The organism is Cupriavidus taiwanensis, assembly GCF_900249755.1.
GTDB lineage: Bacteria > Pseudomonadota > Gammaproteobacteria > Burkholderiales > Burkholderiaceae > Cupriavidus > Cupriavidus taiwanensis_D.
In genome coordinates, this window is sequence record NZ_LT976853.1 from 1597735 (window position 1) to 1622635 (window position 24901).

A 24901-nucleotide genomic window follows, 5' to 3' on the forward strand; every position below is an offset into this window, starting at 1 on the left:
GTGAGCACGGCTTGTTTTTTTGTCTTCTTGAGGTAACGCAACATCGCTACGGACAAAGGTCATCGCATCAACCGGGAAATCAGCGCGCCTGAACTGCGCCTGGTAGGGGTTGATAACGAGCAGCTCGGCATCGTCAAGTTCATGGACGCACTGCGGCTGGCTGAGGACAAGGACTTGGACCTGGTGGAGATCGCCCCGAACGCGACTCCGCCCGTCGCCCGGATCATGGATTACGGGAAGTTCAAGTACGAGGAAGCCAAGCGCGCCCACGAGGCCAAGCTGAAGCAGAAAATCATCCAGGTCAAGGAAGTCAAGTTCCGGCCGGGTACGGATGATGGCGACTACAACGTCAAGCTGCGCAACCTGAAGCGCTTCCTGGAAGATGGCGACAAGACCAAGATCACGCTGCGGTTCCGTGGTCGCGAGATGGCCCACCAGGAAATCGGCGCGCGCATGCTCGAACGCCTGAAGGCGGACCTGGAAGAGATCGGCCAGGTCGAGCAGATGCCGAAGATGGAAGGGCGCCAGATGGTGATGGTGCTCGCCCCCAAGAAGAAGAAGTAATTCCTGTGCGCTGCGGCGGCCGGGATGCCAGTCATCCCGGCGTTGCTGCGCGCGGAAGTCGCGCGGGGTCCGCCAGGACCAACGCGCAACAACAAGTGGATGCGGGTCTTGCAAGCGTCGGCGTGAGCCGTCCACCTGCATGCATGTCATATGAGCTGGAGTTTTTCATGCCGAAGATGAAGACGAAGAAAAGCGCCTCCAAGCGCTTTACTGCCCGTCCGAACGGTTCGTTCAAGCGTGGCCAGGCCTTCAAGCGTCACATCCTGACCAAGAAGACCACCAAGAACAAGCGTCAACTGCGCGGTACCCAGGACGTCCATGAGACGAACCTGAAGTCGGTGCGCGCGATGATGCCTTACGCATAACCCCTGACGACAACGAAAGGAGAATTACATGCCTCGAGTAAAGCGTGGGGTCACTGCACGGGCCCGTCACAAGAAAGTCATCGACGCTGCCAAGGGTTACCGCGGCCGTCGCAATAATGTCTATCGCATCGCCAAGCAGGCGGTCATGCGTGCTGGCCAGTACGCGTACCGCGATCGCCGCAACAAGAAGCGCGTGTTCCGCGCGCTGTGGATTGCGCGTATCAATGCTGCGACGCGTGAGCATGGCATGACCTACAGCGTGTTCATGAACGGTCTGAAGAAGGCCTCGATTGAACTGGACCGCAAGGTGCTGTCGGACATGGCTATTCACGACAAGCCTGCCTTTGCCGCCATCGTCAACCAGGTGAAAGCCACCGTTGCCTGATGCCGGCTCCGGCAGCGCGCAAGCGCTGCCGGGCAAGCACCGACCGCATGGTCGACCGCTGACCGCAAGGTCTGCTGAAACGGGGCTCCTCACCGAGCCCCGTTTTTATTTGCGGTTCCGGATACCGTCTTGCGTTTGCTGACGAGACCGCATCCGGAAACGCATACCGCACGAAGTGCCAACCCATGTCGGGCCGGGCCCTGTCGAATGACAGGGCCCGGCCGACGCCAGAACACTCCACGACCGCCGCCATGTCTCAGGATCTGGACCAAATCGTCGCCGACGCCCAGGCCGCTTTCGCCGCCGCCAACGACAACGCCACGCTGGAAAACGAAAAGGCCCGCTTCCTGGGCAAGACCGGCGCGCTGACCGAACTGCTCAAGGGCCTCGGCAAGCTCGACCCGGAGACCCGCAAGAGCGAGGGCGCGCGCATCAACCAGGTCAAGCAGCAGGTCGAAGCCGCGCTGCAGGCGCGCCGCCAGGCGCTCGCCGATGCGCTGATGAACGCGCGCCTGGCCGCCGAGGCCATCGACGTCACGCTGCCCGGCCGCGCGGTGGCCCGCGGCAGCCTGCATCCGGTGATGCGCACCTGGGAGCGTGTCGAGCAGATCTTCGGCTCGATCGGCTTCGACGTGGCGGACGGCCCCGAGATCGAAACCGACTGGATGAACTTCACCGCGCTGAACAACCCGGACAACCATCCGGCGCGTTCGATGCAGGACACCTTCTACGTCGATGGCCGCGACAGCGACGACAAGCTGTTGCTGCTGCGCACGCACACCAGCCCGATGCAGGTGCGCTACGCGAAGATGCACGTCGAGAAGCATGCCGGCAAGGCGATGCCGCCGATCAAGGTGATCTGCCCGGGCCGCACCTATCGCGTCGACAGCGACGCCACGCATTCGCCGATGTTCAACCAGGTCGAAGGCCTGTGGATCGGCGAGGACGTCAGCTTTGCCGACCTGAAGGGCGTGTACACCGATTTCCTGCGCAAGTTCTTCGAGCGCGACGATATCCAGGTGCGCTTCCGCCCGTCGTACTTCCCGTTCACCGAGCCGTCGGCGGAAATCGACATGGCCTTCGAGGATGGGAAAAATGCGGGGAAATGGCTGGAAATCTCCGGTTCGGGCCAGGTGCATCCGAACGTGCTGCGCAACATGGGCCTCGATCCCGAGCGTTATATCGGTTTCGCGTTCGGCTCCGGCCTCGAGCGCCTGACCATGCTGCGCTATGGCATCAACGACCTGCGCCTGTTCTTCGAGGGTGACGTGCGTTTCCTGCGCCAGTTCGCCTGAGCGGCGCACCGCCAAACTCGTCACCGACTACACAGAATACTTACCGGATCAGAAGCGCCATGCAATTCTCGGAATCCTGGCTTCGCACCTTCGCCAACCCTGAAAAGATCTCCACCGACGCGTTGTCGCACAGCCTGACCATGGCGGGCCTGGAAGTGGAAGAGGTGGGCCCGGTCGCGCCGCCGTTCGACAAGGTGGTGGTCGCGCACGTGCTGTCGACCGAGCGCCATCCCAACGCCGACCGCCTCAACGTGTGCCAGGTCGATGCCGGCACCGGCGAGACCCTGCAGATCGTCTGCGGCGCGCCCAACGTCAAGCCCGGCATCAAGGTGCCGTGCGCGCTGGTGGGTGCGGTGCTGCCGCCGGCGGAAGACGGCGGCAAGCCGTTCGAGATCAAGGTCGGCAAGCTGCGCGGCGTCGACAGCTACGGCATGCTGTGCTCGGCGCGCGAACTGAAGCTGTCCGAAGACCACGGCGGCCTGATGGTGCTGCCCGAAGACGCGCCGGTGGGCCAGAACATCCGCCAGTACCTGGACCTCGACGACCAGGTCTTCGTCATCAAGCTGACGCCGAACAAGGCCGACTGCCTGTCGATCCACGGCGTGGCGCGCGAAGTGTCGGCACTGACCGGCGCCGCGCTGAACCTGCCCGAGATGAAGCCGGTGCCGGTGACCATCCAGGACAAGCTGCCGGTCAAGGTATCGGCGCCCGACCTGTGCGGCCGTTTCTCCGGCCGCATTATCCGCGGCGTCAACGCGCGTGCCGCCACGCCGCTGTGGATGGTGCAGCGGCTGGAGCGCTCGGGCCAGCGCAGCGTCTCGGCACTGGTCGACATTTCCAACTACGTGATGCTCGAGCTGGGCCGTCCGTCGCACGTGTTCGACCTGCACAAGATCCACGGCGGCCTCGACGTGCGCTGGGGCCGCAAGGGCGAGCAGATCAAGCTGCTGAACGGCAACACCATCGAGGTCGACGAGCAGGTCGGCGTGATTGCCGACGAGAAAGAGATCGAAAGCCTGGCCGGCATCATGGGCGGCGACAGCACCGCCGTGACGCTGGACACCACCGACATCTATCTCGAGGCCGCCTTCTGGTGGCCGGCCGCGATCCAGGGCCGCAGCCGCCGCTACAACTTCTCGACCGACGCCGGACACCGCTTCGAGCGCGGCGTGGACTACGCCACCACGGTCGAGCATATCGAGCGCATCACCGCGCTGATCCTGCAGATCTGCGGCGGCCAGGCCGGCCCGGTGGACGACCACGTGGTCAACCTGCCGGTGCGCAAGCCGGTCAGCCTGCGCGTGGCGCGCGCCGAGCGCGTGCTCGGCATCGAGCTGTCGCCGGCGGCAATCGCCGACGTGTTCCAGCGCCTGCAATTGCCGTTCACGCGCGCGCAGGACGCCGACGGCGAAGTGTTCGAGGTCACGCCGCCGAGCTACCGCTTCGATATCGAGATCGAGGAAGACCTGATCGAGGAAGTCGCGCGTATCTACGGCTTCGAGCGTATCCCGGCGCGCCCGCCGGTCGCCGAAAGCGAAATGCGCCCGACCAACGAAGCCAGCCGCTCCACCCACGTGGTGCGCCATGCGGTGGCCGCGCGCGACTACCAGGAAGTGATCAACTTCGCCTTCGTCGAAGAAAAGTGGGAGCGCGACTTCGCCGCCAACGAGCAGCCGATCCGCCTGCTGAACCCGATCGCCAGCCAGCTGGCGGTGATGCGCTCGACGCTGATCGGCGGGCTGGTCGACAAGGTGCGCTACAACCTGAACCGCAAGGCCGCGCGCGTGCGTCTGTTCGAGGTGGGCCGCGTGTTCCATCGCGACGCCGAGGTCAAGGACGGCGGCCTGACCGTGGCCGGGTATGAGCAGCCGATGATGGCCGCGGGCATCGCCTACGGCCCGGCGTTCGAAGAGCAGTGGGGCATCGCCACGCGCAACGTCGACTTCTTCGACATCAAGGGCGATGTCGAGGCGCTGTTCTATCCGCGCGTGCCGCGCTTCGAGCCGGTATCGCACCCGGCGCTGCACCCGGGCCGCGCCGCGCGCGTGCTGCTCGACGGCAAGCCGGTGGGCGTGGTTGGCGAACTGCATCCGCGCTGGCTGCAGGAGTATGAGCTGGCCCACGCGCCGGTGCTGTTCGAACTGCAGCTTGATGCGCTGCGCGCGACCGGCCTGCCGTCGTACGCCGAGATCTCCAGGTTCCCCGCCGCCGTGCGCGACCTGGCCGTGGTCGTGAAGCAATCCGTACGCGTGCAGGACCTGCTCGACACCATGCGCGCGGCCCTGGAAAAACAGGGTTATGGCCGCTTCTGCCAGGGCCTGGTGCTGTTCGACGAGTTCCGTCCCAAGGGCGCTTCGACGGCCATCGGCGCGGACGAGAAAAGCCTTGCGTTCCGGGTGACCTTGCAAGATACTGGGTCGACCCTCCAGGACGAAACCGTCGACAGCGCGGTGCGCTGCATGGTCGACGCGCTGGCCGCAGCCTTCCAGGCGCGGCTGCGCGGCTGATCCGCCGCCAGTACCGACGGATCACGATAAAAAAGGGCGCCCGGGCTTGCCCCGGGCGGATCGCCAGACAGACACTCGAGCGATCGACATGAATGATCGAGACGCGAATTCCATGACCGCTGCAGCATTGGGTGAGATGAGCGACCGGCACGCATCCTCCCTTGAGGATGCCATGCCGGACGTCCGCGCGACCGAAGTTCCCACGCTGACCAAGGCCGAGCTTGCCGAGATGCTGTTCGACCAGGTGGGCCTGAACAAGCGTGAATCGAAGGACATGGTCGAGGCCTTCTTCGACGTCATCCGCGAAGCGCTGGAGCAGGGCGACAGCGTCAAGCTTTCCGGCTTCGGCAACTTCCAGTTGCGCGACAAGCCGCAGCGGCCCGGCCGCAATCCCAAGACCGGCGAAGTCATCCCGATCACCGCGCGCCGCGTGGTGACGTTCCACGCCAGCCAGAAGCTCAAGGGCCTGGTCGAAGAACGCGCCGGCATCGCCGGCTGACGCGTCACCCGAACGGCGGATTGCTTCCCGGGGCCGGCATCGGTATCCTTCTGGGCGCGCGCGTGACGCGCGCCAACCTCCTGGCCGGCATGGCCTGACGCTCGTCTACACACTGCATGTCGGACAAACCCAGCGAACGCATCGCGTTGCCGCCGATCCCGGCCAAGCGCTACTTCACCATCGGTGAGGTGAGCGAGCTTTGCGCCGTCAAGCCGCATGTGCTGCGCTACTGGGAACAGGAGTTCACGCAGCTCAAGCCGGTCAAGCGCCGCGGCAACCGCCGCTACTACCAGCATCATGAAGTCCTGCTGATCCGCCGCATCCGCGAGCTGCTTTACGAGCAGGGCTTCACCATCAACGGCGCACGCAACCGCCTCGACGAAGGCCGCCATCACAGTGCGGCGACGGCAGCGCAGGAATCGATGGAAGCCGCCGCGGAAAAAGCGCCGGCGCTATCGGTCGACATCGCCGGCTTGCGCGACGCACTGGTCGACGTGCAGCACCTGCTGGCACAGCTGCGCGAGATCGCGAAGCACGGATAATTTGCAGGTCAGGATCTAGTCATACGAGAAATGCTTCTGTTATAATCTTTTGCTTCGGGGCGTAGCGCAGCCTGGTAGCGTACCTGCATGGGGTGCAGGTGGTCGGAGGTTCAAATCCTCTCGCCCCGACCAGACAAGAAACCCGCTTGGTTAATCGCCAAGCGGGTTTTTTATTTCGCGTGCTGGTGGTGCACGCGCGTGTTACTTCGCACTTGGAACAGGCGTGGTCACTGCGTGAGCGAAGCCATGGCCGTTTTTCGATTGCGCCCGTTGCACCTATAGTGGTGGCACAGTGGACTTCATCGCGACGGAGGCTGCAATGACCGACAAGGACAACGGGATCGCCGGCACCACATGCATCGCCCTGGCCATAGCGGGCCTGGCACTGACCGCATCGCTGGTGCTTGCCTATTACGCGACGCGCGCGCGTGTGGAAGGGCTGCGCGCCAGCGGTGGCTGACGCGCCGGCGTCGGGTCAGCCCTGGATATCGCGGGGATCGTTGCCGAAGCTGTTGCGCATCCGGATCCGGCCGTCGCGGCCGTGGACGAGCAGTTCTGCATGGAGCTGCCGGGCTTTTTCGGTGCCCGCCGCGATCGCGTCTTCCTGCGTCGCGTAGAGCTGGCGCCCGCCAGCGCCGTCTTCGGATTCAATGGCCCAGCCGTTGTCGAGCGGTACGACGTGGATGTTTTTGGCCGGCATGGCGCACCTCCGTAGTGGAAGATGCTCCAGTCTCCACGCTGCTTCCTGCGGCCGGTATCGGTGACCGTCTGACAACCCTGTGTCTTTTTAGGCGCAGTTTTCGCGAGGCCCGCGTATCGATAATGTGTCCGCGCGGGCTCGAAAGCGGAAAAGGCGCCGGGATACCAGGGTGCTCAGGGCATGGCCGCAATGCGGGGGCACGTAGACTGGGCCAGCTGTACTGACCAGCCCGCCCGCACCCCGCCGCGGCGGGCTGTTTTTTTTGCGCGGCGCTAGCGGAGCAGCCGCTGCAACAGCGTGTCATGTCCGCGCACGAGCCCGGCAAGTGTCGCCGCGCTGGCCAGTTCGAACTCGCTGAACTGGAAGGCGGGGGCGACGGTGCAGCCGACCAGCGCAAAGTCCGCGGGGTCGCCGGCGTCCGCGCGTTCGGCGGCAAACCACTGGCCGGCCGGCACCAGCGCCTGGAAGGCCGCGCCGGGATGCCGCAGCGGGTCGCCCAGGCGCTGGGTGACGATGGTGCCGTCGACGATGCGATGCACGTTCACCGGTGAGCCGGCGTGGTAGTGCCACAGCTCGTCTGAGCGGATGCGGTGCCAGGCGGAATAGTCGTTGCCGCAAAGCATGTAGAGGATGGCGGTGCAGGCTTCGCGTGTGCGTCCGTCCTGGCAGGCGACGCGTTCCGTGCTGCGATAGGTTTCCCGGTAGTAGCCCCCTTCCGGATGCGGCTGCAGGCCGAGTGCGTCGATCAGTTGGCGGGCAGTCGGGCTTAGGTCTGGCATGGGAGCATGGCGCGCGGCGCATTGGAAGCGGAAAGGCGTAGCTTAAAGCAGGGCGAAGCGCGCCTGTGCGGGGCCGACCAACGCGGGACGGCTCACCGGATAGCGGTGGCGCATGCCCTGCGCCTCGAACGACAGGAAGTCAGGCGTCCAGCGCAATGATTGCAGCTGGCGCGGCTCGATGCCGTCGACCACGATGGCGCCGGCGTTCACGCAAACGCTGCCGCAGCGCAGGCGTACGGATTCGGTGTCGTCGCCGAAGTAATAGGCTTCAAGCAGGATGGAATCGGACTGGTACAAGGGCATGGCAGTGTCCTGATACTGTATGGATGTACAGTATAGCCGCGGCATGCCGTTCGGTCATCCTCCCGATTCTCAATTCGGGCATCCGTACGCCGGTACGACATTGCTGCCTGGTATAACCTGAAACCGATGACGGGGCGCACGGCGCTGTCTTGAACGCCGGGTCGACACAGGAGATCCCATGGCTGGGTGCGGAAGCAAGGCCTGCTGGTTCGGCCTGGGCGTGCTGCTTGGCGCGGCGGCCGGTGGCGCGCTGGCGTGGTCCGCGCGCACGGCTGCCGGCCAGTCCGAACCGCGCCAACCTCGCCAACCCGATGCGCCGCTGCTGCCCGCCGATGTCACCGCGGACCAGGCGCTCACCGATGCCGCCACCGACGTGGTGGAGTACCGCGGCTTCGTCATCCATGTGTTCTGCCATGCCCTGGGCATGGGGCGCTTCAAGGCCGTGTGCGATATCTGGGAATCGGGCGCCGTGGTGCTGGAAGGCGGGGCGCCGCCGACCACGCATGCCACGCCGGAAGAGGCGCGGTCCGCCGCGATTGCGTGGGCGCAGCAATGGGTGCAGCGCAATGGCTGAAGGGCGGGGCCGTGCTGGCCAGGATGCGGAATCTGCGGTAAATCGACCCGCTGGCCGGCGCCAGGCCTGATAATCGCGCGTGCCAGGAGACGCCTGGCACCATCCTCCAGGAGAATTCATGTTTGTTTGTGGGAACCAGGCTTGCGGCGCGCGCTGGGAGCAGGACGAAGTGCAGATCCGCGATGAAGGTCAGGGACTCGTGTTCCGCTGCCCGCAGTGTGGGGCACGCAACCACGTCGAGGCTCGCACGGCGGCGGATGGCAGCACGACGTATCGCCAGGTGCCCGCCAAGGCAGCCGAAAAGGCACCGGCGAAGCAGCCCGTGAAATCGCAGGCGAAGGTGCCAGCGAAGGTGCCAGGCAAAGCTCCGGCCCGGGGCCGCGCGAAGCACGGCGCCAAGCCCGTACCGCGCTAAGCGGCACGGGCGCCCCAGGCGGCAGGCCATGTTACCCCACCTATGTGGGGTCAAATTCACATCGTTGGCGGCTTAAGCTAGTTTAGGCAGGACCGTTAAACACAACATGGACTTTGCCGACCTTCCCCACGACCCCGCTTCCAATGCCGAACGCATGGGCTGGGCCAACGCTTCGCCTGAAGTCATCGCGAAGGTGTTGAACTCGGCGCTGGCGGCGCAGGACCTGTCCGGGTTTGCCGCGCTGCTGTCGGATATCGCGCGCGACCGCGGCCTGAAAGGCGAGCGCTCGGCGCACCAGTCGATCTACGACATGCCGTACGCCAGCCTGCTGCCGAGGCAGAAGCACCTGCTGTCCGATGCCTTCGAACTGCTGATCCTGCTCGGCCTCGAGCTGCGTCCGCGCAGCGCCGACGCCGATGCGGACCTCGGCGCCGACACCGACACCGACACCGACGAGTAAGCCAGGCCGCCGGCCTTGCGGCGCGGCTAGCTTCGCTCGAGCATGCCGATCTCGCGCACCGCAACCGACAGCATCGACAATCCCGCGGCACCGGAGGCGCGCTGGTCCGCCAGCATGCGCGTGAAGCGCTCGAGCGCGCCGTGGCGGCTGGCGCGCCAGGCGTCGATCATCGCTTCGGGCGCGGCCTGGCCGTCCGCCTGCGACAGCACGCTGACCGTCAGCGCGCGCTTGAGGCGTCCCAGGTCTTCCAGCGTGGTGGTGCGCGCCAGCAGGTCCCAATGGGTATCCGATGGCAGCGCCAGCGCGCGTTCGCGCAGCCAGCTGAAGCTCAGGTGGCTGTCCAGCGCGAAGTAGACTCCCGCAACCAGGTCCAGGCTGCGCTCGCAGGCCGCCGCCACTTCGGCGATGTCGAGCGCCGCGGCGGAAATCTCGCTGCCGGCCACGCGCATGGCCAGGGTCTCGCCCACGCCCGCGTCGGTCAGCGCGCGGGTGTGTTCGGCCAGCGCCGCGGCATCGGCCTGCGGCAAGAGCTGCGGCAACTGCGGCGCCAGCCACTGTGCCGCCTGCGCAAAGCGCGCCAGGTCTTCGTTGGCGCGGCTGCCGCTGCGCAGATAGCGGATGAACCACAGGCAGGCGCGCTCCAGCAGCAGCGCCACCGCGCCGAACATGCGCGCCTGCTCGGCGTCGGCCACGCGATTGTCGAGCGCGTCGATTTCCTGCCACAGCGCGGTCAGCCCGAACACGTCGCGCGCGATCAGGCAGGCGCGCACGATATCGGCCGGCCGCGCATCGGTTTCTTCCATGATCCGGTGCACGAAGGTGGCGCCGATGCGGTTGACCAGCATATTGGTCAGGTGCGTCGACAGGATCTCGCGCCGCAGCGGATGGCGCTGCATGGCCTCGCCGTAGCGCTGGCGCAGCGGCACCGGGAAGTAATCCGCCAGCAGGCCGGAAACCAGCGCGTCTTCCGGCACGTCCGAGCCCAGCAGTTCGTCGTACAGCCACATCTTGCTGTAGGCCAGCAGCACCGCGCGCTCGGGCGAGGCCAGCCCTTCGCCGGCCAGCTTGCGCTCGGCAATGTCCTCGTCCGACGGCAGGAATTCCAGCGCGCGGTTCAGCCGCCCGGCGCGTTCCAGCCAGCGCACCAGGCGCGCCTCGCCGTCGAGCAGCGCGGCGCTGCTGCGGCCCGCCACCGACAGCGCCTGGGTCTGGTAGTAGTTGTCCTGCAGCACCAGCAGGCCGACTTCGTCGGTCATCTCGGCCAGCAGCTTGTTGCGCTGCTTCTCGGTCATCTCGCCGTCGGCGACCACCAGCCCCAGCAGGATCTTGATATTGACTTCATGGTCGGAGCAGTCCACGCCGGCCGAGTTGTCGATGGCATCGGTGTTGATGCGGCCGCCCTTGCGCGCGAACTCGATGCGGCCCAGCTGGGTGAAGCCGAGGTTGCCACCTTCGCCGACCACCTTGCAGCGCAGCTCGCTGCCATTGACGCGCACGGCGTCGTTGGTGCGGTCGCCGGCCTGCAGGTGGGTTTCCTGGCTGGACTTGACGTAGGTGCCGATGCCGCCGTTGTAGAGCAGGTCCACCGGCGCCATCAGGATGGCGTGGATCAGTTCGGCCGGCGACAGCGTGGTGGCCGTGATGCCGAGCACCGCCTGCACCTGCGCCGACAGCGGGATGGTCTTGGCGGTGCGCGGATAGATGCCGCCGCCGGCGGAAATCAGCGTGGCGTCGTAGTCGGCCCAGCTGGAGCGCGGCAGCCCGAACAGCCGCGCGCGCTCCTGCAGGCTGCGCGCCGGGTCGGGGTCGGGATCGAGGAAGATGTGGCGGTGGTCGAACGCGGCCACCAGCCGGATATGCGGCGACAGCAGCATGCCGTTGCCGAACACGTCGCCCGACATGTCGCCGATGCCGGCCACGGTGAAGTCCGTGGCCTGGATGTCGACGCCCATCTCGCGGAAATGCCGCTTGACCGATTCCCACGCGCCGCGCGCGGTAATGCCCATTTTCTTGTGGTCGTAGCCGACCGAGCCGCCGGAAGCGAAGGCATCGCCCAGCCAGAAGCCGTACTCGGCCGAGATCGCGTTGGCGAAGTCCGAGAACGTTGCCGTGCCCTTGTCCGCGGCCACTACCAGGTAGGGGTCGTTGTCGTCGTGGCGCACCACCTCGGGCGGCGGCACCAGTTCGCCGCCGACGAGGTTGTCGGTCAGGTCGAGCAGCCCGCGCAGGAAGGTCTGGTAGCAGGCAATGCCTTCGCGCAGGAAGGCGTCGCGGTCGGTCGGCGGGGGCGGGCGCTTGACCACGAAGCCGCCCTTGGAGCCGACCGGCACGATCACGGTGTTCTTCACCATCTGCGCCTTCATCAGCCCCAGCACTTCGGTGCGGAAGTCCTCGCGCCGGTCCGACCAGCGCAGGCCGCCGCGCGCCACGCGCCCGCCGCGCAGGTGCACCCCTTCCACGCGCGGCGAGTAGACCCAGATCTCGAACATCGGGCGCGGCTCCGGCAGGCCCGGCACCAGCGCGGGATTGAACTTGAACGACAGGTACGGACGCGGCTGGCCGTCCTCGCCGCGATGGAAATAATTGGTGCGCACGGTGGCGCTGATCACGCCGAGGAACAGCCGCAGGATGCGGTCTTCGTCGAGGTTGGGCACCTTGTCCAGCGCCGTGCCGATTTCGGCCAGCAGCTTGTCGCAGCGCGCCTGGCGCGCGGTGTCGGCGGCGACCTGGCTGAAGGTGTCGAAGCGCGCGACGAACAGCGCCACCAGCAGCGCGGCAATGCCGGCGTTGCCGGTCAGCGCGCGTTCGATATAGGCGTCGCTGAAGGTAGAGCCTACCTGCCGCAGGTAGCGGGCGTAGGCGCGCAGGATGGTCACGTCGCGCGCGGCCAGTTCGGCGCGCAGCACCAGGCGGTTGAGATCGTCGTTCTCGATCTCGCCGTGCCAGGCGCGGGCGAAGGCATCCTCGAACAGCGCCTTGACGCGCGCGATGTCGAACTCCGCCGCGCCGCCGCTGTCGGCGATCTCCAGCCCGAAGTCGTGCACCCACACCGGGGCGCCGCTGTCGGGTTCGATCAGGTAGGGGCGCTCTTCATCGACGCGCACGCCCAGGTGTTCCAGCATCGGCAGGCTCAGCGACAGCGCGATCGGTTCGCCGGCGCGGTACACCTTGAAGCGGAACGCGCCCGGCGCGGCTTCGATCGGGCGGTACAGGTTCATCGCCATGCCGTTGCCGCGCAGCGCGTGCTCCATCAGCTCGATATCGCGCACCGCGGTGCGCGCCGGATAGTCTTCGCGGTAGCCGGCGGGGAACGAGCCGCCATAGCGCTGCAGCAGCCGGTTGCCTTGCTCTTCGCCGTGGCTTTCGTGCAGCGCTTCGGCAAGGTCGTCCTGCCAGCGCCGGCTGGCATGGACGATGCGCGCTTCGAGCTCCTGCGTGTCGACCTTCGGCATGGTCCCGGGCTCGCCGCGCACGGTCAGCTGGATGCGCGCCAGCGGCGACTCCGACAGCAGCGGCGTGAACTCGCAGCTGGTGCCGTGGAATGCCGCGGTCAGCAGCTTCTGGATCTTCTGGCGCAGGTCGGTGTTGTACTTGTCGCGCGGCACGAACACCAGGCAAGAGACAAAGCGGTCGAAGCGGTCGCGCCGCACGAACAGCCGCGTGCGCTGGTGTTCCTGCAGCCGCAGGATGCCGGTGGTGATGTCGAACAGCTCATCCTCGGTCGCCTGGAACAGTTCGTCGCGCGGATACTGCTCCAGGATCGTGACCAGCGACTTGTACAGGTGGCCCTTGGCGAGAAAGCCGGCGCGCGCCAGGATATTGGCGCACTTGCGCCGCACCAGCGGGATGTCGGCGATCGGCGCCATGTACGCGGTCGAGGTGTACAGGCCGACGAAGCGCCGCTCTCCGAACAGCTGCCCGTTTGCGTCGAGCAGCTTGACTCCGACGTAGTCGAGATAGCCGGGGCGGTGCACCGTGGCGCGCGAATTGGCCTTGGTCAGGAAGATCGGCGAGCTGCCTTCGATGATGGCGGTGGCCGCGGCGGGCAGCAGGGTCAGGTCTTCGGCGTCGGGCTCGCGCAAGCTTTCGCGCAGGATGCCGGCGCCGGAGCCGGCCACGCCGCGCAGGAAGTAGCGCCCGTCGCGCGCTACCAGTTGGTAGTCGCGCTGTCCCAGAAATGAAAAATGGTCGTCCATCATCCATTCCAGGAAGGCGCGCGCCTCGACGCTTTCCGCCGAGGCCGCGTCCGGCGCCTGCGCCATGGTGCCGATGGTGGCGCGCGTGATGTCGCACATCTTCGGCCAGTCTTCCACGGCCGCGCGCACGTCGACCAGCACCTGCGAGATGCCGTGGCGCAAGGCGTCGAGGCGGGAGGACTCGCCGGTGCGGTCGATCTCGAAATGGATAAACGATTCCAGGCGCGAATTGTCGCCGGCCTCGCCGGCGCCGGCGGGGGCGATCCGCTCGATGCCGGCGCCGCCGCGCCAGACCCGGAACACCGGATGGATCGCCGAATGCAGCGCCAGGCCCTGGCGGTTGATCTCCATGGTCACGGAGTCGACCAGGAACGGCATGTCGTCGTTGACGATCTCCACCACGGTGTGGTCGGAGTGCCAGCCGTGCTCTTCCAGGTTGGGGTTGTAGACGCGGATGCGCGCGCTGCCGGGGGTGAACTTCTGCGCCGTCTGCCAGTGCGCCATCACGGCGCCGTACAGGTCGGCCACTTCGCGCCGCAGCAGGTCTTCGGCGTCGGCCTGGTCGTAGTAGTGCTGAAGGAAGGGCTCGACCACGCTGAACTTCGCCGCCGGCAGCCGCCCGCGCGCGAAGGCGGCCAGCTGGTCCAGCAGGTGCGCGACCTTGTCTTCGTTCTCCTGCGGCATGTTCCCCTCCTCGCGGTGTCGGTGGGCGCCGCGACATGTGCCGGGGCATGCTCATACTTTAGGAAAAATCCTAGTCCCCGGCGCAACTATGTGGCGGGTACTGGCGAGGGCAAGGGAGGATGGCTGGCCGGTCCCGGCGGCACGCCGCGGGACCGGCCGGGCTTCGGTCAGAAGCGCGTGGCCAGGCTGGGGCAGGAGGCAGGGCGGTGCGCGACCGGCGGCAGGCCGGGGCAGGGCAGCGGCTGGGTGTGCCGTTCCTGCCGGGCGGTCTCGGAGACGGTCCTGACCTGGCGCGCGGTGTGGCCGCTCAGCGTGGATTTCATGCGATCAAGCAGGCTGACCAGCGCGGCGCGCTCCTGGGAATTGAATGCCGCCACCGAGACGCTGTGCAGCGCGCTCAGGGCCTGCGCGGTACGTTGCACCCGCGCCGTGGCGCCTTCGGCGAGGCGCGGGGGCAGCGTCCCGGTGTACTCGATCCAGCCGTCGCGGCGCAGTTCATCGAGCATCATCTCGGATTGCGCGGCATCGATCGGCATCGGACCGGCCAGCGGCGCGCCGCGCTTGAAGGCACCCTGGCGGATGGCCCGCAGCAGCAGCCACTGGGAATAGTTGAGGCCCGAGGCTCGCAAGGTCTGGTCCAACGCACCTTGCCAGGCGGTGACTGCGTCAATCAGGGCAAGGACAACCGGCTCGCTGGGTTCGAGGTGTCTTGGCTGCATGAATGGCGTCTCCTGTTGTGATTTGCCGCCACCGCAATGCACAGGCACCCACCATGGGGTGCAAGGGGCCGGAGCATGGCCGGCCCGGGCGGCACGGTCGCCGCAGCCTCTGTGGCGGGCTGGGTCGACCGAACGGCGAGACTAACAGAAACTTTTGCTTCTTTTGTGACAACTGCGGGAATGTCCTGAGGCGCGGCGCGGCCCTGGTGGCGGCGACTGCGCCTATGGGCCGCACCGGCGTCTATGAAAAAAGCGACTGACATCGATGACTTTAAACCATCGCTGGAATAACTGCGGCTGGCTACACTGCCTGCCGAGACCCCGCCGACAAGCCGCCAGGCCAGTACGGGGCGAACGGCGCAGGCACGGGCCGGCCGTCAGACCGGAGATCAAGATGGACAAGGAACGCATTCGCCTGGCCAGGCTGCATGACAAGGTAGTTTCGGCCGACGAAGCCGCCGCGCTGATCCGCGACGGCATGACGGTAGGCATGAGCGGTTTCACGCGCGCTGGCGACTGCAAGGAAGTGCCGTTCGCGCTGGCGCGGCGCGCGGCAACCGAGCCGCTGCGCATCACCCTGATGACGGGGGCTTCGCTTGGCAACGACATCGACCGGGTGCTGGCGGAGGCCGACGTGATCGCGCGTCGGCTGCCGTTCCAGTCCGATGCCACGCTGCGCCGCAAGATCAATGCGGGCGAAGTGATGTTCATCGACCAGCATCTGTCCGAGACCGTGGAACAGCTGCGCTCGGGCCAGATTGCACCGGTTGACGTGGCGGTGGTGGAAGCGGTGGCGATTACCGAGCAGGGCGGCATCATCCCGAGCACCTCGGTGGGCAATTCGGCCAGCTTTGCCATGCTGGCGCGGCAGGTGATCGTCGAGATCAACCTGAACATGCCGCTGGAGCTGGAAGGGCTGCACGACATCTATTTCCCGGTGCAGCGTCCGTACCGCCAGCCGATCCCGCTGATCGCGCCCGCGCAGCGCATCGGCCTGCCGTATATCCCGATTGATCCCGAGAAGATCGCGGCGATCGTGTTCACCGCCAAGGACGACAGCCCGTCCAACGCGCTGCCGCCGGATGCCGGCACCAGCCAGATCGCCGGCCATCTCAATGAATTCCTGCTGCGCGAGGTCCGCGCCGGGCGCCTGTCGCCGTCGCTGCAGCCGCTGCAGGCGGGCATCGGCACCATTGCCAATGCGGTGCTGCACGGCATGGTCGAGTCGCCGTTCCGCGACCTGCAGATGTACTCCGAAGTGCTGCAGGACAGCACCATCGAGCTGCTCGATGCCGGGCGCCTGTCCTTTGCCTCGGCGTCGTCGGTGACGCTGACGCGCGAGGTGTACCAGCGCTTCCTGTCGAACCTGGACCGCTACCGTTCGCGGCTGCTGCTGCGGCCGCAGGAAATCAGCAACCACCCGGAGATCCTGCGCCGGCTGGGGCTGATCACCATCAACACGGCGCTCGAGTGCGACATCTACGGCAACGTCAACTCGACCCATGTCGGCGGCACGCACATGATGAACGGCATCGGCGGCTCGGGAGACTTTGCCCGCAATGCGCACCTGTCGGTGTTCGTGACCAAGTCAGTGGCCAAGGGTGGCGATATCTCGAGCATCGTGCCGATGGTCGCGCACGTCGACCATACCGAGCACGATGTCGACATCATCGTCACTGAGCACGGCCTCGCCGACCTGCGCGGCCTCGCCCCGCGCGAACGCGCGCGCACGGTGATTGCCAACTGTGCCGACCCGCAATACCGCGACCTGCTGGGCGATTATTTCCGGCGCGCCAGCGTGCAGGGCGGACAGACGCCGCACTTGCTGGAAGAGGCGCTGTCCTGGCATGCCGCCTTCCGCGACCGCGGCACCATGCAGCCGGCGCGGCCGGCACCGGCGCTGGCCGCCTGAACGCCAGCCGATCCCCGAAAACTAAACAGCCCGCGCATGCGGGCTGTCTGGCTGGGCGAGGGCGGCGTTACTGCGCCTTGGTGCCCTGGCTGGCGGGCGCCTTGGCGCCGTCGGTGTAGGGATCGGCCTTGCCGGCCTTGGCGCCGTCGGTGTACGGATCGAACTTGCCGGCCTTGGCGCCATCGGTGTTCGGATCGAACTTCTTGCCCGAGTTGGTCAGCTCCGACTTGGTCGATTGCTTGGCGCCGTCGGTGTACGGGTCGAACTTGCCGGACTTGGCCGCGCCCTGGTTCGGGCTGGCCTTCTTGGTGTGGCTGCCGCTGTAGAGATCGCCGCCGTCGGTGTAGTTCTTCTGCGCATACACCTGGGTCGCGCCGAGCGCGGCCAGTGCTGCAACGATCAGGGTCGGAACGGACTTCTTCAGCATCTTGTTATCCTCGCGAATGTCGGTCGCGCAGCGCCTGCGCGAAACCGGTTTGGGGCCGGACGTTGGCCGGTCGATTGCCGGCGCGTGCTGCGGAGCACCCGGTAAATGTACCGAGTCGGCGCGTGTCCGCAAAGTGAAAGTTTCTTCTACACGTATTGAACGTTACCGGCCGACCTGGCGTGCTGTCCGGGATCAAACGGCGCAGGAATAGGAAGAATCTGAGTAGCGTGTTCGGCGCATTGCCGGCGCCGCGCATAAAAAAACCGGCTGCCGTGGCAGCCGGTTTCTATGGTCGGTGGCGGTTGGTGCCGCCTGGCCAGCTTATTCCAGCGTGATGTTCTGGTCGCGTGCGATCTTCTTGCGCAGCTCCAGCTCGCGCTTGATCTGGGCGGCGTATTGCGCGGCGGTATTGCCATCGGTGTAGGCGCCGCTGTCAGCCAGGCGGCGCTTGACGTTGGGGTCTTGCAGCGCCTTGACCGCGGCATCATGCACGCGCGTGATGATCGCCGCCGGCGTGCCGGCCGGAGCCACCAGGCCGTACCAGGCCATGTTGTTCATGTCCTTCATGCCGGCCTCGGCAAAGGTCGGCACGTCGGGCAGGCCCTCGACGCGCTTGGGCGCGGCCACGGCCAGCGCGCGCAGCTTGCCGGCCTGGATATGCGGCATCGACGACGGCAGGTTGTCGAACTGCGCGTTGACCTGGCCGGCCAGCGTGTCGTTCAGCGCCGGGCCCGATCCGCGGTAGGGGATGTGGACCATGTCGGTCTTGGTGATGTCCTTGAACAGTTCCCCGTCCAGGTGCGAGATGCTGCCCTTGCCGGCCGAGGCGTAGCTGTACTTGCCCGGGTTGGCCTTCAGCATGTCGACGAATTCCTTCAGGGTCTTGGCGGGGACCTTCGGATTCACCGTCAGCACGTTGGGCACGTTGACCAGGTTGGTGATCGGCGCGAAGTCCTTGAGCGGATCGTACGGGTTCTTGGGGTTGGTGGCGGGGTTGGTCGCCATGGTGCTGACCGTGGCGATGCCCAGCGTGTAGCCGTCCGGCGCGGACTTGGCCAGCGCGTCGGCACCGATGGCGCCGCCGCCGCCGCCGCGGTTTTCCACCACCACCGGCTGGCCCAGTTCACGGCCCAGGCCGTCGGACACCGCGCGCGCGACGATATCGGTGGTGCCGCCGGCCGCGAACGGCACGATCAGGCGGATCGGCTTGGCCGGGTAGGGCTGGGCCTGTGCCAGGCCGGCGTGGGCCAGGCCGAGGGCCGCGATGCATGCGGCTGCGCCGGCGTTAAGAACTGCTTTCAAGGAGTGCCTCCATTCTTCTTTCACTGATTTGCCAGCCGGGCTGCAGGCGTCTCTGCGGATCCGCTGCATTCCGCTGCGGATGCGGCACCCGCGCCGTCAGGGCGTCCCGTGCTGGCGCGACCGGGCCGTGCCGGGATGCGGTACGGCCGGCACCTTGGGATAGTTCCGCGATACGGAACTATGTTCCACAACGTGCGCGGATGCGATTCAACCGGGAAAGCGCGTGCAGGGGAATTGGTGAGAACCCGCGTATCAAGAATCGGGCGGCGCTGCCGATCGCGCGCGTGAAGCAGTCGCGTGGAAGGCGACGGCGGATGGGAGCGCAAAAGCAAAAAGCCGGAAGCAAGGCTTCCGGCTTTTCTGAATTCGCTGGTGGGGCGTGAGTGACTCGAACACTCGACCTACGGATTAAGAGTCCGCTGCTCTACCAACTGAGCTAACGCCCCAACGAAGAAAAAGATTGTAGCAAGGTATCGGATGCGGCGCAATAGCCTTCGGGCATTTTTTGCGGCCCGGCCTGTGCCGGCCGCTACAATGCCAGCCGGCCGCGCATCCGCCCGGCCTCCACCTGCTTGCCCGCTCCATGCACGCCAGAGTCTTACGCTATCTCGACGAAGTCGTCCGCCGCGGTTCCATCCGCAAGGCGGCCGAGCACCTGCACGTGGCGCCGACCGCGGTCAACCGGCAGATCCTGGACCTGGAGGCGGAACTGGGCGCGCCGCTGTTCGAGCGCATCAACAAGCGCCTGCGGCTGACGCCGCTGGGCGAGATGGTGCTGGCCCATGTCCGCCAGACCCTGCGCGAGCACGACGCGCTGCGCGAGCGTATCGAAGACTTCAAGGGCGCGCGCCGGGGCGAGGTCACGGTGGCGGTGACGGCGGGCCTGGCGGGCTCGCTGATGCCGCCGCTGGTGCATGACTTCCGCCAGCGCTATCCGGGCATCGTGGTGCGCGTCAATGACCTGCCGGTGGGCGACATCATTGCGGCGGTGGAGCAGGGCGATGCCGACCTCGGGCTGGGCTATGACCTGCCCGAACTGCCGGCCTTGCGCGCGCTGGCCAGCAGCGACTGGCAGATCGGCGCGGTGGTGCCGCCGGGCCATGCGCTGGCGGCGCGGCCATCGGTGCTGCTGAGCGAATGCGTCGGCTATCCGCTGATCCTGCCGGCACCCTCGTTGTCGATCCGCGGCATCCTGGATGCGGCGTTTGCGCGCAATGCGATCGAAGTCTCGCCGGTGGCGGAGTCGACCTCGACCGCGCTGATCCGGCAGCTGGTGCTGCTGGGGACCGGCATTGCGCTGCTGAACCCGCTCGACGTGATGGAGGAGCGCGCGCGCCAGGTGCTGGTCTACGTACCGCTGCGCGACCGTCACCTGCAAGGCCAGACCCTGACACTGGTGGCGCGCGCCGCCGGCCAGCCCAGTGCCGCGGCCGGGCTGATGGCCGAGCGCATCGGCGACGCGCTGGCGATGCTGTTCGCGCAGGCACGCTAGGCCCGGTTCGATGGTGTGTGTCCACTTTTTGTGGACAGGCTGCTCGGAATTCTGCGCTTGGGCGATGGCAGCGCGGCGCCGTAGACTGGCGCCGACCGTATCGACTCCAGTCGACTCCCATCCCGCTTCGCAGAAGGAACCCCGCCATGACCCTGATTGCCCTCAATGCCGACGTCCTCGTGACCATGGACGCCCGGCGCCGCGAGATCCGCGACGGCGCGCTGGTTGCCGAAGGCCCCGCCGTGCAATGGGTCGGCCCCACCGCCGAGTTGCCGCCGCAATACCGGCGCATGGTCGACGACGGCAGCGCGCAGGTGCTCGACATGCGCGGCCGCGTGGTCACGCCCGGGCTGGTCAACACGCACCACCACATGTACCAGAGCCTGACGCGCGCGGTGCCCGCGGCGCAGGATGCCGAGCTGTTCTCGTGGCTGACCAACCTGTACATGCTGTGGTCGCACCTGACGCCGGAGATGATTGCGGTGTCGACCAAGACCGCGATGGCCGAGCTGATGCTGTCGGGCTGCACCACCACCAGCGACCACCTCTACCTGTTTCCCAACGGTTCGCGCCTGGATGACTCGATCGCCGCGGCGCAGGAGATGGGCATGCGCTTCCACGCCGCGCGCGGCTCGATGAGCGTTGGCCGCAGCAAGGGCGGCCTGCCGCCGGACGTGGTGGTGGAAGACGAAGCCGCGATCCTGCGCGACAGCCAGCGGCTGGTCGAGCAGTTCCACGACAGCGCGCGCCACGCGATGCTGCGCGTGGTGCTGGCGCCGTGCTCGCCGTTCTCGGTGTCGCGCGACCTGATGCGCGAGTCGGCGCGGATGGCGCGGCACTACGGCGTATCGCTGCATACGCACCTGGCCGAGAACGACAACGACATCGCCTATTCGCGCGAGAAGTTCGGCCTGACGCCGGCGCAGTATGCCGAGGACCTGGGCTGGGTCGGCCACGATGTGTGGCACGCGCACTGCGTCAAGCTGGACGACGAGGGCATCGCGCTGTTCGCGCGGACCGGCACCGGGGTGGCGCATTGCCCGTGCTCGAACATGCGGCTGGCATCGGGCATTGCGCCGGTGCGCGCCATGCGCGATGCCGGCGTGCCGGTGGGGCTGGGCGTCGACGGCAGCGCGTCGAACGACGGCGCGCATATGCTGGGCGAAGCGCGCCAGGCCATGCTGCTGCAGCGCGTCGGCTACGGCCCGGCCGCGATGAGCGCGCGCGAGGCGCTGGAGATCGCCACGCTGGGCGGCGCGCGCGTGCTCAACCGTGACGATATCGGGGCGCTGGCACCGGGCATGTCGGCCGACTTCATTGCCTTCGACATGTCGGAAGTCGGGTTTGCCGGCGCCGGCCATGACCCGGTCGCGGCGCTGGTGTTCTGCACGCCGGCCAATGTCGCGGCCAGCGTGATCAACGGCAGGGAAGTGGTGCGCGACGGCGAGCTGCTCACGGCCGACCTGCCGGGCGTGCTGCTGCGCCATCGCGCGCTGGCGCGCACGCTGTTCGAACGGGCCAGCGTCGGCGCGTGACGAAACGGCGCCGGGGCGCAGGGCGGCGGCCCGTGCGCCGGCGCATTGGTGTGGTCTGCCAATGCACAAAGCAAAAGGCCGGAAGCATTGCTGCTTCCGGCCTTTTTGAATTCGCTGGTGGGGCGTGAGTGACTCGAACACTCGACCTACGGATTAAGAGTCCGCTGCTCTACCAACTGAGCTAACGCCCCAACGAAGAACGAGATTTTAGCATGATTTCCGGCGCTGTCAATTGCCCGACGCAATTGCCATGGCAAGCCGCGAGCATGCGCCCCACCTGCGAAGGGAGTGGCCGGCGGAACCGAACCGCGGTCGCGATGGTCTTCCGAATGAACCCCATCGCATGGGTTCCACCCATACGATTTTGCCGGAGCCATGTTAGGATGTTTCTCCACTTGCATATGGAGGGCTGCACCGATGGATATCAAATTCCAAGAGCAAGAGCGCTACGACATCAATAACGAAGGCTTGTTGTTCCAGGCACTTGTCAATGGCGAGAAGGTGACTTGCGTGGTGACACGCGAAGCACTGTGGGAAGGTTTCAGCGCCGACCAGGTGCTGTCACTCGAAGAAGCATTCCGCGCCGGCCGCGAAACCATCGAACGCGCCGCCGTGGTGCTGATCGAGCAGGGCGCGCCGCAGCCTATCGTCGTCAAGCGCGCCCACGTGGCGCCGATCTGATGCGGATGGATGCCCCGGCCAGCCCCAGGCAAGCCGCGGGCGCCCATCCGGTATCAGGGTTCAGAGCATAGGCCGTCCGGCCTTGCTTGCCAGCCGGTGCCGCCGGCGCAGGCAATCCCCAGTTTCCGTTTTTGTTTTTTTTGCCGCTGTCATCATGGCGAAGCGCGCCTGTGCGGGCGCTCCGTTCATGGCGATGTGGACGCTGCCGGTGCTGCAGGTGCCGCAGTGCCGCCCGGCCGCCCCGCGCATTCCTCGAAGATCCGCACCGTGCAGCGCGCGCAGATCTCCGGCGACAGTTGCCCGATGATGGTGTGCAGCGCCTGCCGCTTGGTCGGGAACACATGGTCGGCGCCGAGCTTGTCGGCAAAGCCGGTCTGCGCCCAGGTCTGCAATACCTGCGTGCGCGGGCGGTGGAAGTACAGGTCGCCGCCCAGCGCGCGGCGCTCGCTCAGCTCGTATTCCCACATCTCGGCGCCGGCCAGGTCGATGAAATTCATGCTCTTGGTCATCGCCAGCAGGTGGGTCTGGCCGGCATTGACGGTGCGCAGCCAGTGCAGGCGGTCGGTCACGTATTGCACGGCGCCGAAGTAGATCGCGCCTTCCATGCGCAGCAGCTTGAGCTGCGGGCATTCGGGCTGCGGCCGGCGCAGTTCGTCCAGCGGCGTGAAGCGCCGGCCGGGGTCGTCGGCATCGGGCACCAGGCTGCGCACGGCGGGCCGCGAGGTGCGGTACAGGTAGGCCACCAGCGACAGCACGGTGCCGAGCAGCACCGCCATTTCCAGCCGGATCACCAGCGTGGCAGCAAAGGTGCCGATGGCGATGGCGAACTCGGTGCGGCTGAGCGTGAAGATGCGGCGCAGCCGCGCGATGTCCAGCAGGCCCCAAGCCACCAGCAGCAGCATCGCGGCAATCGCCGCCATCGGGATCTGCGCCAGCAGCGGCGCGCTGACCGCTACCAGCGCCACCAGCCACAACGCCGAGAACACGCTCGCCAGCGGCGTGCGCGCGCCGGCCTCGAAGTTGGGCACCGAGCGGTTGAGCGAGCCGCAGGAGATATAGCCGGAGAAGAAGCCGCCGGCGATATTCGACAGGCCCTGCCCGATGAATTCGCGGTTGGCATCGATATGCTGGCCGGAGCGCAACGCCACCGCCTTGGCGATCGAGATCGACTGACCCAGCGCGACGATGGTCAGCGCCGCGGCGATGCCGAGCAGGTCGGGCAGCTTGCGCCAGTCGGCGTCCGGCACCTGGAAGTGCGGCAGCGCCGACGGAATCGGCCCGACCACGCTGACGTGGTGGCCGCCGGCCTGGTTCAACAGCAGCGCCACGCCATAGCCCGCCAGCAGGCCCAGCAGCATGAACGGCAGCCGCCGCCACAGCCGCTTGCACAGCAGCGTCACCGCCAGCGTGACCGCGCCTACCATGGCCGCGTCCCAGTTGATGGCGGCAAGATTCTCGAACAGGTGCCGCAGCACGCCGAAGGCGCTGGTGCCGGTCGGCACCGACAGCCCGAACAGGTCCTTCAGCGCGTACAGGCCGATCAGCGTCGCCGCGCCGCAGGTAAAGCCGAGCAGCACCGACGGCGAGATAAAGTTGGCGAGCGACCCCAGCCGCAGCGTGCCCACCGCCAGCTGCATCACGCCCACCACGATGGTGACCGCCAGCGCCAGGCCGATATACGCCGGGCTGCCCGCGAACGCGAGCGGGCTCAGCATCGCGAACAGCGCCAGCGAGTTCGCATTGGTGGGCCCCGACATCACGTGCCAGCTGGACCCGAACAGTGCTGCCACGATGCACGGCACCACGGCGCTGTAGATGCCGTACTGCGGCGGCAGGCCCGCGAGCGTGGCGAACGCCACCCCCTGCGGCAACACCAGCACCGCCCCGAGCAATCCCGCCACCAGGTCGGCGCGCAGCGTGGTCGAATCGACGCGCTGGCTCCAGGGAAACAGGCGTGGCAACAGGGCTCCGGTGGTCGGCATTGGCAGTGAACGGGACAGGCTAGCCCGCTTCGTCGCCGCGCCCGGACGGCGGCGAAGCGGAGGCAGGCGGGGTGGACGGGTTGGACGGGGTGGACGGGGTGGACGGGGTGGACGGGGTGGGGGCGGGCTGCGCGCCCAAGCTGGCCAGCATGGCGTCGAGCGCGCGATAGACCTCGGCCAGCCGCTCGGCACCCAGCTGCTGCGCGAGCTGCTGGTAGCGGGCGTCGATCAGCGGTTCCATTTGAGCGATGATGTCGCGCGCGGCGCCGGTCAGGTTGACCAGCTGGCGGCGCTGGTCGGTGGCCGAGCGGGTGCGCTCGACCAGCCCGGCGTCTGCCATGCCCGCCAGCATGCGGGTCAGGCTGGGGCTCAGGATCAGGCAGGCCTCGGCGAGCTGGTTGGGCTCCATCGGCCCGCGCTCGTTGAGCGTGCGCAGCACGCGCCATTGCTGCTCGGTCACGCCGAACTGCCGCAGGATCGGCCGGAATCCAGCCAGCAACGCTTCGCGTGCCTGCAGCAGCAAGTGAGGGAGATTGCGATGGCGAAACATGGCCTGGCTGGAAGGGCTCATGCCCGCAGTGTA

The 24901-nt window shown here is 67.1% G+C and carries 24 protein-coding genes and 3 tRNA genes; 16 read left to right on the plus strand and 11 right to left on the minus strand.

What is annotated here, in order from left to right:
* The first annotated feature begins 42 nt into the window (after positions 1 to 42).
* The 9 genes from infC (at position 43) to CBM2594_RS07385 (ending at position 6617) form a co-directional block, all read left to right on the plus strand.
* The gene (gene infC, locus CBM2594_RS07345) at positions 43 to 564 is read left to right on the plus strand and encodes a translation initiation factor IF-3 (protein WP_081479471.1); all 522 of its coding nucleotides are present in this window, start codon (positions 43 to 45) and stop codon (positions 562 to 564) included.
* Between the two features lie 167 nt (positions 565 to 731).
* Positions 732 to 929: a 50S ribosomal protein L35 gene (gene rpmI / locus CBM2594_RS07350; protein ID WP_006575466.1), complete on the plus strand. Its 198-nt coding sequence runs from the start codon at positions 732 to 734 to the stop codon at positions 927 to 929.
* 28 nt (positions 930 to 957) lie between these two features.
* The gene (gene rplT / locus CBM2594_RS07355) at positions 958 to 1314 is read left to right on the plus strand and encodes a 50S ribosomal protein L20 (RefSeq protein ID WP_008650487.1); all 357 of its coding nucleotides are present in this window, start codon (positions 958 to 960) and stop codon (positions 1312 to 1314) included.
* Positions 1315 to 1565: 251 nt separating this feature from the next.
* The gene (gene pheS / locus CBM2594_RS07360; RefSeq protein ID WP_116356258.1) at positions 1566 to 2609 is read left to right on the plus strand and encodes a phenylalanine--tRNA ligase subunit alpha; all 1044 of its coding nucleotides are present in this window, start codon (positions 1566 to 1568) and stop codon (positions 2607 to 2609) included.
* Positions 2610 to 2668: 59 nt separating this feature from the next.
* A complete protein-coding gene (gene pheT, locus CBM2594_RS07365; RefSeq protein ID WP_116356259.1) occupies positions 2669 to 5116 on the plus strand; it encodes a phenylalanine--tRNA ligase subunit beta in 2448 nt (815 codons plus the stop codon).
* 88 nt (positions 5117 to 5204) lie between these two features.
* Positions 5205 to 5615 carry an integration host factor subunit alpha gene (locus tag CBM2594_RS07370; protein ID WP_116356260.1) on the plus strand — a complete coding sequence of 137 codons (411 nt, stop codon included), beginning with the start codon at positions 5205 to 5207 and terminating at the stop codon, positions 5613 to 5615.
* Positions 5616 to 5731: 116 nt separating this feature from the next.
* Positions 5732 to 6157 (plus strand): MerR family transcriptional regulator, encoded by a 426-nt coding sequence (locus CBM2594_RS07375; protein WP_116356261.1) that lies wholly within the window; start codon positions 5732 to 5734, stop codon positions 6155 to 6157.
* A 55-nt stretch (positions 6158 to 6212) separates the two neighbouring features.
* Positions 6213 to 6289, plus strand: a tRNA-Pro gene (locus CBM2594_RS07380).
* A 187-nt stretch (positions 6290 to 6476) separates the two neighbouring features.
* Entirely contained in the window at positions 6477 to 6617 is a 141-nt protein-coding gene (locus CBM2594_RS07385) for a hypothetical protein (protein WP_174076916.1), read from the plus strand.
* A gap of 15 nt (positions 6618 to 6632) precedes the next feature.
* Here the strand turns inward: CBM2594_RS07385 and CBM2594_RS07390 are convergent, their stop codons facing one another.
* From CBM2594_RS07390 to CBM2594_RS07400, 3 genes are all read right to left on the minus strand, one after another.
* The gene (locus tag CBM2594_RS07390; RefSeq protein ID WP_092313567.1) at positions 6633 to 6857 is read right to left on the minus strand and encodes a DUF2188 domain-containing protein; all 225 of its coding nucleotides are present in this window, start codon (positions 6855 to 6857) and stop codon (positions 6633 to 6635) included.
* 272 nt (positions 6858 to 7129) lie between these two features.
* Positions 7130 to 7636, minus strand: a complete 507-nt coding sequence (locus tag CBM2594_RS07395; RefSeq protein WP_116356262.1) for a cupin domain-containing protein — start codon at positions 7634 to 7636, stop codon at positions 7130 to 7132.
* A gap of 42 nt (positions 7637 to 7678) precedes the next feature.
* Entirely contained in the window at positions 7679 to 7939 is a 261-nt protein-coding gene (locus tag CBM2594_RS07400) for a hypothetical protein (RefSeq protein ID WP_116356263.1), read from the minus strand.
* A gap of 178 nt (positions 7940 to 8117) precedes the next feature.
* On the opposite strand from CBM2594_RS07400, the gene CBM2594_RS07405 reads away from it, so the two are divergent.
* The 3 genes from CBM2594_RS07405 to CBM2594_RS07415 all read left to right on the plus strand — a co-directional run bounded on the left by CBM2594_RS07405 (position 8118) and on the right by CBM2594_RS07415 (position 9388).
* Positions 8118 to 8513 (plus strand): hypothetical protein, encoded by a 396-nt coding sequence (locus CBM2594_RS07405; RefSeq protein ID WP_116356264.1) that lies wholly within the window; start codon positions 8118 to 8120, stop codon positions 8511 to 8513.
* A gap of 118 nt (positions 8514 to 8631) precedes the next feature.
* On the plus strand, positions 8632 to 8928 hold the full coding sequence (locus CBM2594_RS07410; protein WP_116356265.1) for a hypothetical protein: 297 nt from the start codon (positions 8632 to 8634) through the stop codon (positions 8926 to 8928).
* Between the two features lie 106 nt (positions 8929 to 9034).
* Positions 9035 to 9388: a hypothetical protein gene (locus CBM2594_RS07415; protein WP_116356266.1), complete on the plus strand. Its 354-nt coding sequence runs from the start codon at positions 9035 to 9037 to the stop codon at positions 9386 to 9388.
* A 26-nt stretch (positions 9389 to 9414) separates the two neighbouring features.
* On the opposite strand, the gene CBM2594_RS07420 is transcribed toward CBM2594_RS07415, so the two are convergent.
* Complete coding sequence (locus CBM2594_RS07420; protein ID WP_116356267.1) at positions 9415 to 14268, minus strand: NAD-glutamate dehydrogenase; 4854 nt, start codon at positions 14266 to 14268, stop codon at positions 9415 to 9417.
* A 167-nt stretch (positions 14269 to 14435) separates the two neighbouring features.
* Positions 14436 to 14987 carry a MarR family transcriptional regulator gene (locus tag CBM2594_RS07425; RefSeq protein ID WP_116356268.1) on the minus strand — a complete coding sequence of 184 codons (552 nt, stop codon included), beginning with the start codon at positions 14985 to 14987 and terminating at the stop codon, positions 14436 to 14438.
* Between the two features lie 394 nt (positions 14988 to 15381).
* Between CBM2594_RS07425 and CBM2594_RS07430 the strand changes: the two genes are divergently transcribed.
* Positions 15382 to 16899 carry an acetyl-CoA hydrolase/transferase family protein gene (locus tag CBM2594_RS07430; RefSeq protein WP_116356269.1) on the plus strand — a complete coding sequence of 506 codons (1518 nt, stop codon included), beginning with the start codon at positions 15382 to 15384 and terminating at the stop codon, positions 16897 to 16899.
* A 67-nt stretch (positions 16900 to 16966) separates the two neighbouring features.
* Here the strand turns inward: CBM2594_RS07430 and CBM2594_RS07435 are convergent, their stop codons facing one another.
* The 3 genes from CBM2594_RS07435 to CBM2594_RS07445 form a co-directional block, all read right to left on the minus strand.
* On the minus strand, positions 16967 to 17326 hold the full coding sequence (locus tag CBM2594_RS07435) for a hypothetical protein (protein WP_116356270.1): 360 nt from the start codon (positions 17324 to 17326) through the stop codon (positions 16967 to 16969).
* A 321-nt stretch (positions 17327 to 17647) separates the two neighbouring features.
* Positions 17648 to 18628, minus strand: coding sequence for a Bug family tripartite tricarboxylate transporter substrate binding protein (locus CBM2594_RS07440; protein WP_116356271.1), 981 nt, complete (start codon positions 18626 to 18628; stop codon positions 17648 to 17650).
* Positions 18629 to 18998: 370 nt separating this feature from the next.
* A tRNA-Lys gene (locus CBM2594_RS07445) sits at positions 18999 to 19074 on the minus strand.
* A gap of 137 nt (positions 19075 to 19211) precedes the next feature.
* On the opposite strand from CBM2594_RS07445, the gene CBM2594_RS07450 reads away from it, so the two are divergent.
* Both CBM2594_RS07450 and CBM2594_RS07455 read left to right on the plus strand, forming a co-directional pair.
* Positions 19212 to 20120 (plus strand): LysR substrate-binding domain-containing protein, encoded by a 909-nt coding sequence (locus tag CBM2594_RS07450; protein WP_116356272.1) that lies wholly within the window; start codon positions 19212 to 19214, stop codon positions 20118 to 20120.
* 146 nt (positions 20121 to 20266) lie between these two features.
* A complete protein-coding gene (locus tag CBM2594_RS07455; RefSeq protein WP_116356273.1) occupies positions 20267 to 21655 on the plus strand; it encodes an 8-oxoguanine deaminase in 1389 nt (462 codons plus the stop codon).
* Between the two features lie 115 nt (positions 21656 to 21770).
* On the opposite strand, the gene CBM2594_RS07460 is transcribed toward CBM2594_RS07455, so the two are convergent.
* A tRNA-Lys gene (locus CBM2594_RS07460) sits at positions 21771 to 21846 on the minus strand.
* A 226-nt stretch (positions 21847 to 22072) separates the two neighbouring features.
* On the opposite strand from CBM2594_RS07460, the gene CBM2594_RS07465 reads away from it, so the two are divergent.
* Complete coding sequence (locus CBM2594_RS07465) at positions 22073 to 22336, plus strand: DUF1488 domain-containing protein (RefSeq protein ID WP_018006788.1); 264 nt, start codon at positions 22073 to 22075, stop codon at positions 22334 to 22336.
* A gap of 185 nt (positions 22337 to 22521) precedes the next feature.
* On the opposite strand, the gene CBM2594_RS07470 is transcribed toward CBM2594_RS07465, so the two are convergent.
* Both CBM2594_RS07470 and hpaR read right to left on the minus strand, forming a co-directional pair.
* Positions 22522 to 24318, minus strand: coding sequence for a SulP family inorganic anion transporter (locus tag CBM2594_RS07470; RefSeq protein WP_174076908.1), 1797 nt, complete (start codon positions 24316 to 24318; stop codon positions 22522 to 22524).
* Positions 24319 to 24337: 19 nt separating this feature from the next.
* Entirely contained in the window at positions 24338 to 24889 is a 552-nt protein-coding gene (gene hpaR / locus CBM2594_RS07475; protein WP_116356274.1) for a homoprotocatechuate degradation operon regulator HpaR, read from the minus strand.
* Positions 24890 to 24901 lie beyond the last annotated feature (12 nt).

Coding starts and splice junctions, on each gene's coding strand:
- rpmI (WP_006575466.1), top strand. CDS start 732: ATGCCGAAGATGAAGACGAAGAAAAGCGCCTCCAAGCGCTTTACTGCC.
- rplT (WP_008650487.1), top strand. CDS start 958: ATGCCTCGAGTAAAGCGTGGGGTCACTGCACGGGCCCGTCACAAGAAA.
- pheS (WP_116356258.1), top strand. CDS start 1,566: ATGTCTCAGGATCTGGACCAAATCGTCGCCGACGCCCAGGCCGCTTTC.
- pheT (WP_116356259.1), top strand. CDS start 2,669: ATGCAATTCTCGGAATCCTGGCTTCGCACCTTCGCCAACCCTGAAAAG.
- CBM2594_RS07370 (WP_116356260.1), top strand. CDS start 5,205: ATGAATGATCGAGACGCGAATTCCATGACCGCTGCAGCATTGGGTGAG.
- CBM2594_RS07375 (WP_116356261.1), top strand. CDS start 5,732: ATGTCGGACAAACCCAGCGAACGCATCGCGTTGCCGCCGATCCCGGCC.
- CBM2594_RS07385 (WP_174076916.1), top strand. CDS start 6,477: ATGACCGACAAGGACAACGGGATCGCCGGCACCACATGCATCGCCCTG.
- CBM2594_RS07390 (WP_092313567.1), bottom strand. CDS start 6,857: ATGCCGGCCAAAAACATCCACGTCGTACCGCTCGACAACGGCTGGGCC.
- CBM2594_RS07395 (WP_116356262.1), bottom strand. CDS start 7,636: ATGCCAGACCTAAGCCCGACTGCCCGCCAACTGATCGACGCACTCGGC.
- CBM2594_RS07400 (WP_116356263.1), bottom strand. CDS start 7,939: ATGCCCTTGTACCAGTCCGATTCCATCCTGCTTGAAGCCTATTACTTC.
- CBM2594_RS07405 (WP_116356264.1), top strand. CDS start 8,118: ATGGCTGGGTGCGGAAGCAAGGCCTGCTGGTTCGGCCTGGGCGTGCTG.
- CBM2594_RS07410 (WP_116356265.1), top strand. CDS start 8,632: ATGTTTGTTTGTGGGAACCAGGCTTGCGGCGCGCGCTGGGAGCAGGAC.
- CBM2594_RS07415 (WP_116356266.1), top strand. CDS start 9,035: ATGGACTTTGCCGACCTTCCCCACGACCCCGCTTCCAATGCCGAACGC.
- CBM2594_RS07420 (WP_116356267.1), bottom strand. CDS start 14,268: ATGCCGCAGGAGAACGAAGACAAGGTCGCGCACCTGCTGGACCAGCTG.
- CBM2594_RS07425 (WP_116356268.1), bottom strand. CDS start 14,987: ATGCAGCCAAGACACCTCGAACCCAGCGAGCCGGTTGTCCTTGCCCTG.
- CBM2594_RS07430 (WP_116356269.1), top strand. CDS start 15,382: ATGGACAAGGAACGCATTCGCCTGGCCAGGCTGCATGACAAGGTAGTT.
- CBM2594_RS07435 (WP_116356270.1), bottom strand. CDS start 17,326: ATGCTGAAGAAGTCCGTTCCGACCCTGATCGTTGCAGCACTGGCCGCG.
- CBM2594_RS07450 (WP_116356272.1), top strand. CDS start 19,212: ATGCACGCCAGAGTCTTACGCTATCTCGACGAAGTCGTCCGCCGCGGT.
- CBM2594_RS07455 (WP_116356273.1), top strand. CDS start 20,267: ATGACCCTGATTGCCCTCAATGCCGACGTCCTCGTGACCATGGACGCC.
- CBM2594_RS07465 (WP_018006788.1), top strand. CDS start 22,073: ATGGATATCAAATTCCAAGAGCAAGAGCGCTACGACATCAATAACGAA.
- CBM2594_RS07470 (WP_174076908.1), bottom strand. CDS start 24,318: ATGCCGACCACCGGAGCCCTGTTGCCACGCCTGTTTCCCTGGAGCCAG.
- hpaR (WP_116356274.1), bottom strand. CDS start 24,889: ATGAGCCCTTCCAGCCAGGCCATGTTTCGCCATCGCAATCTCCCTCAC.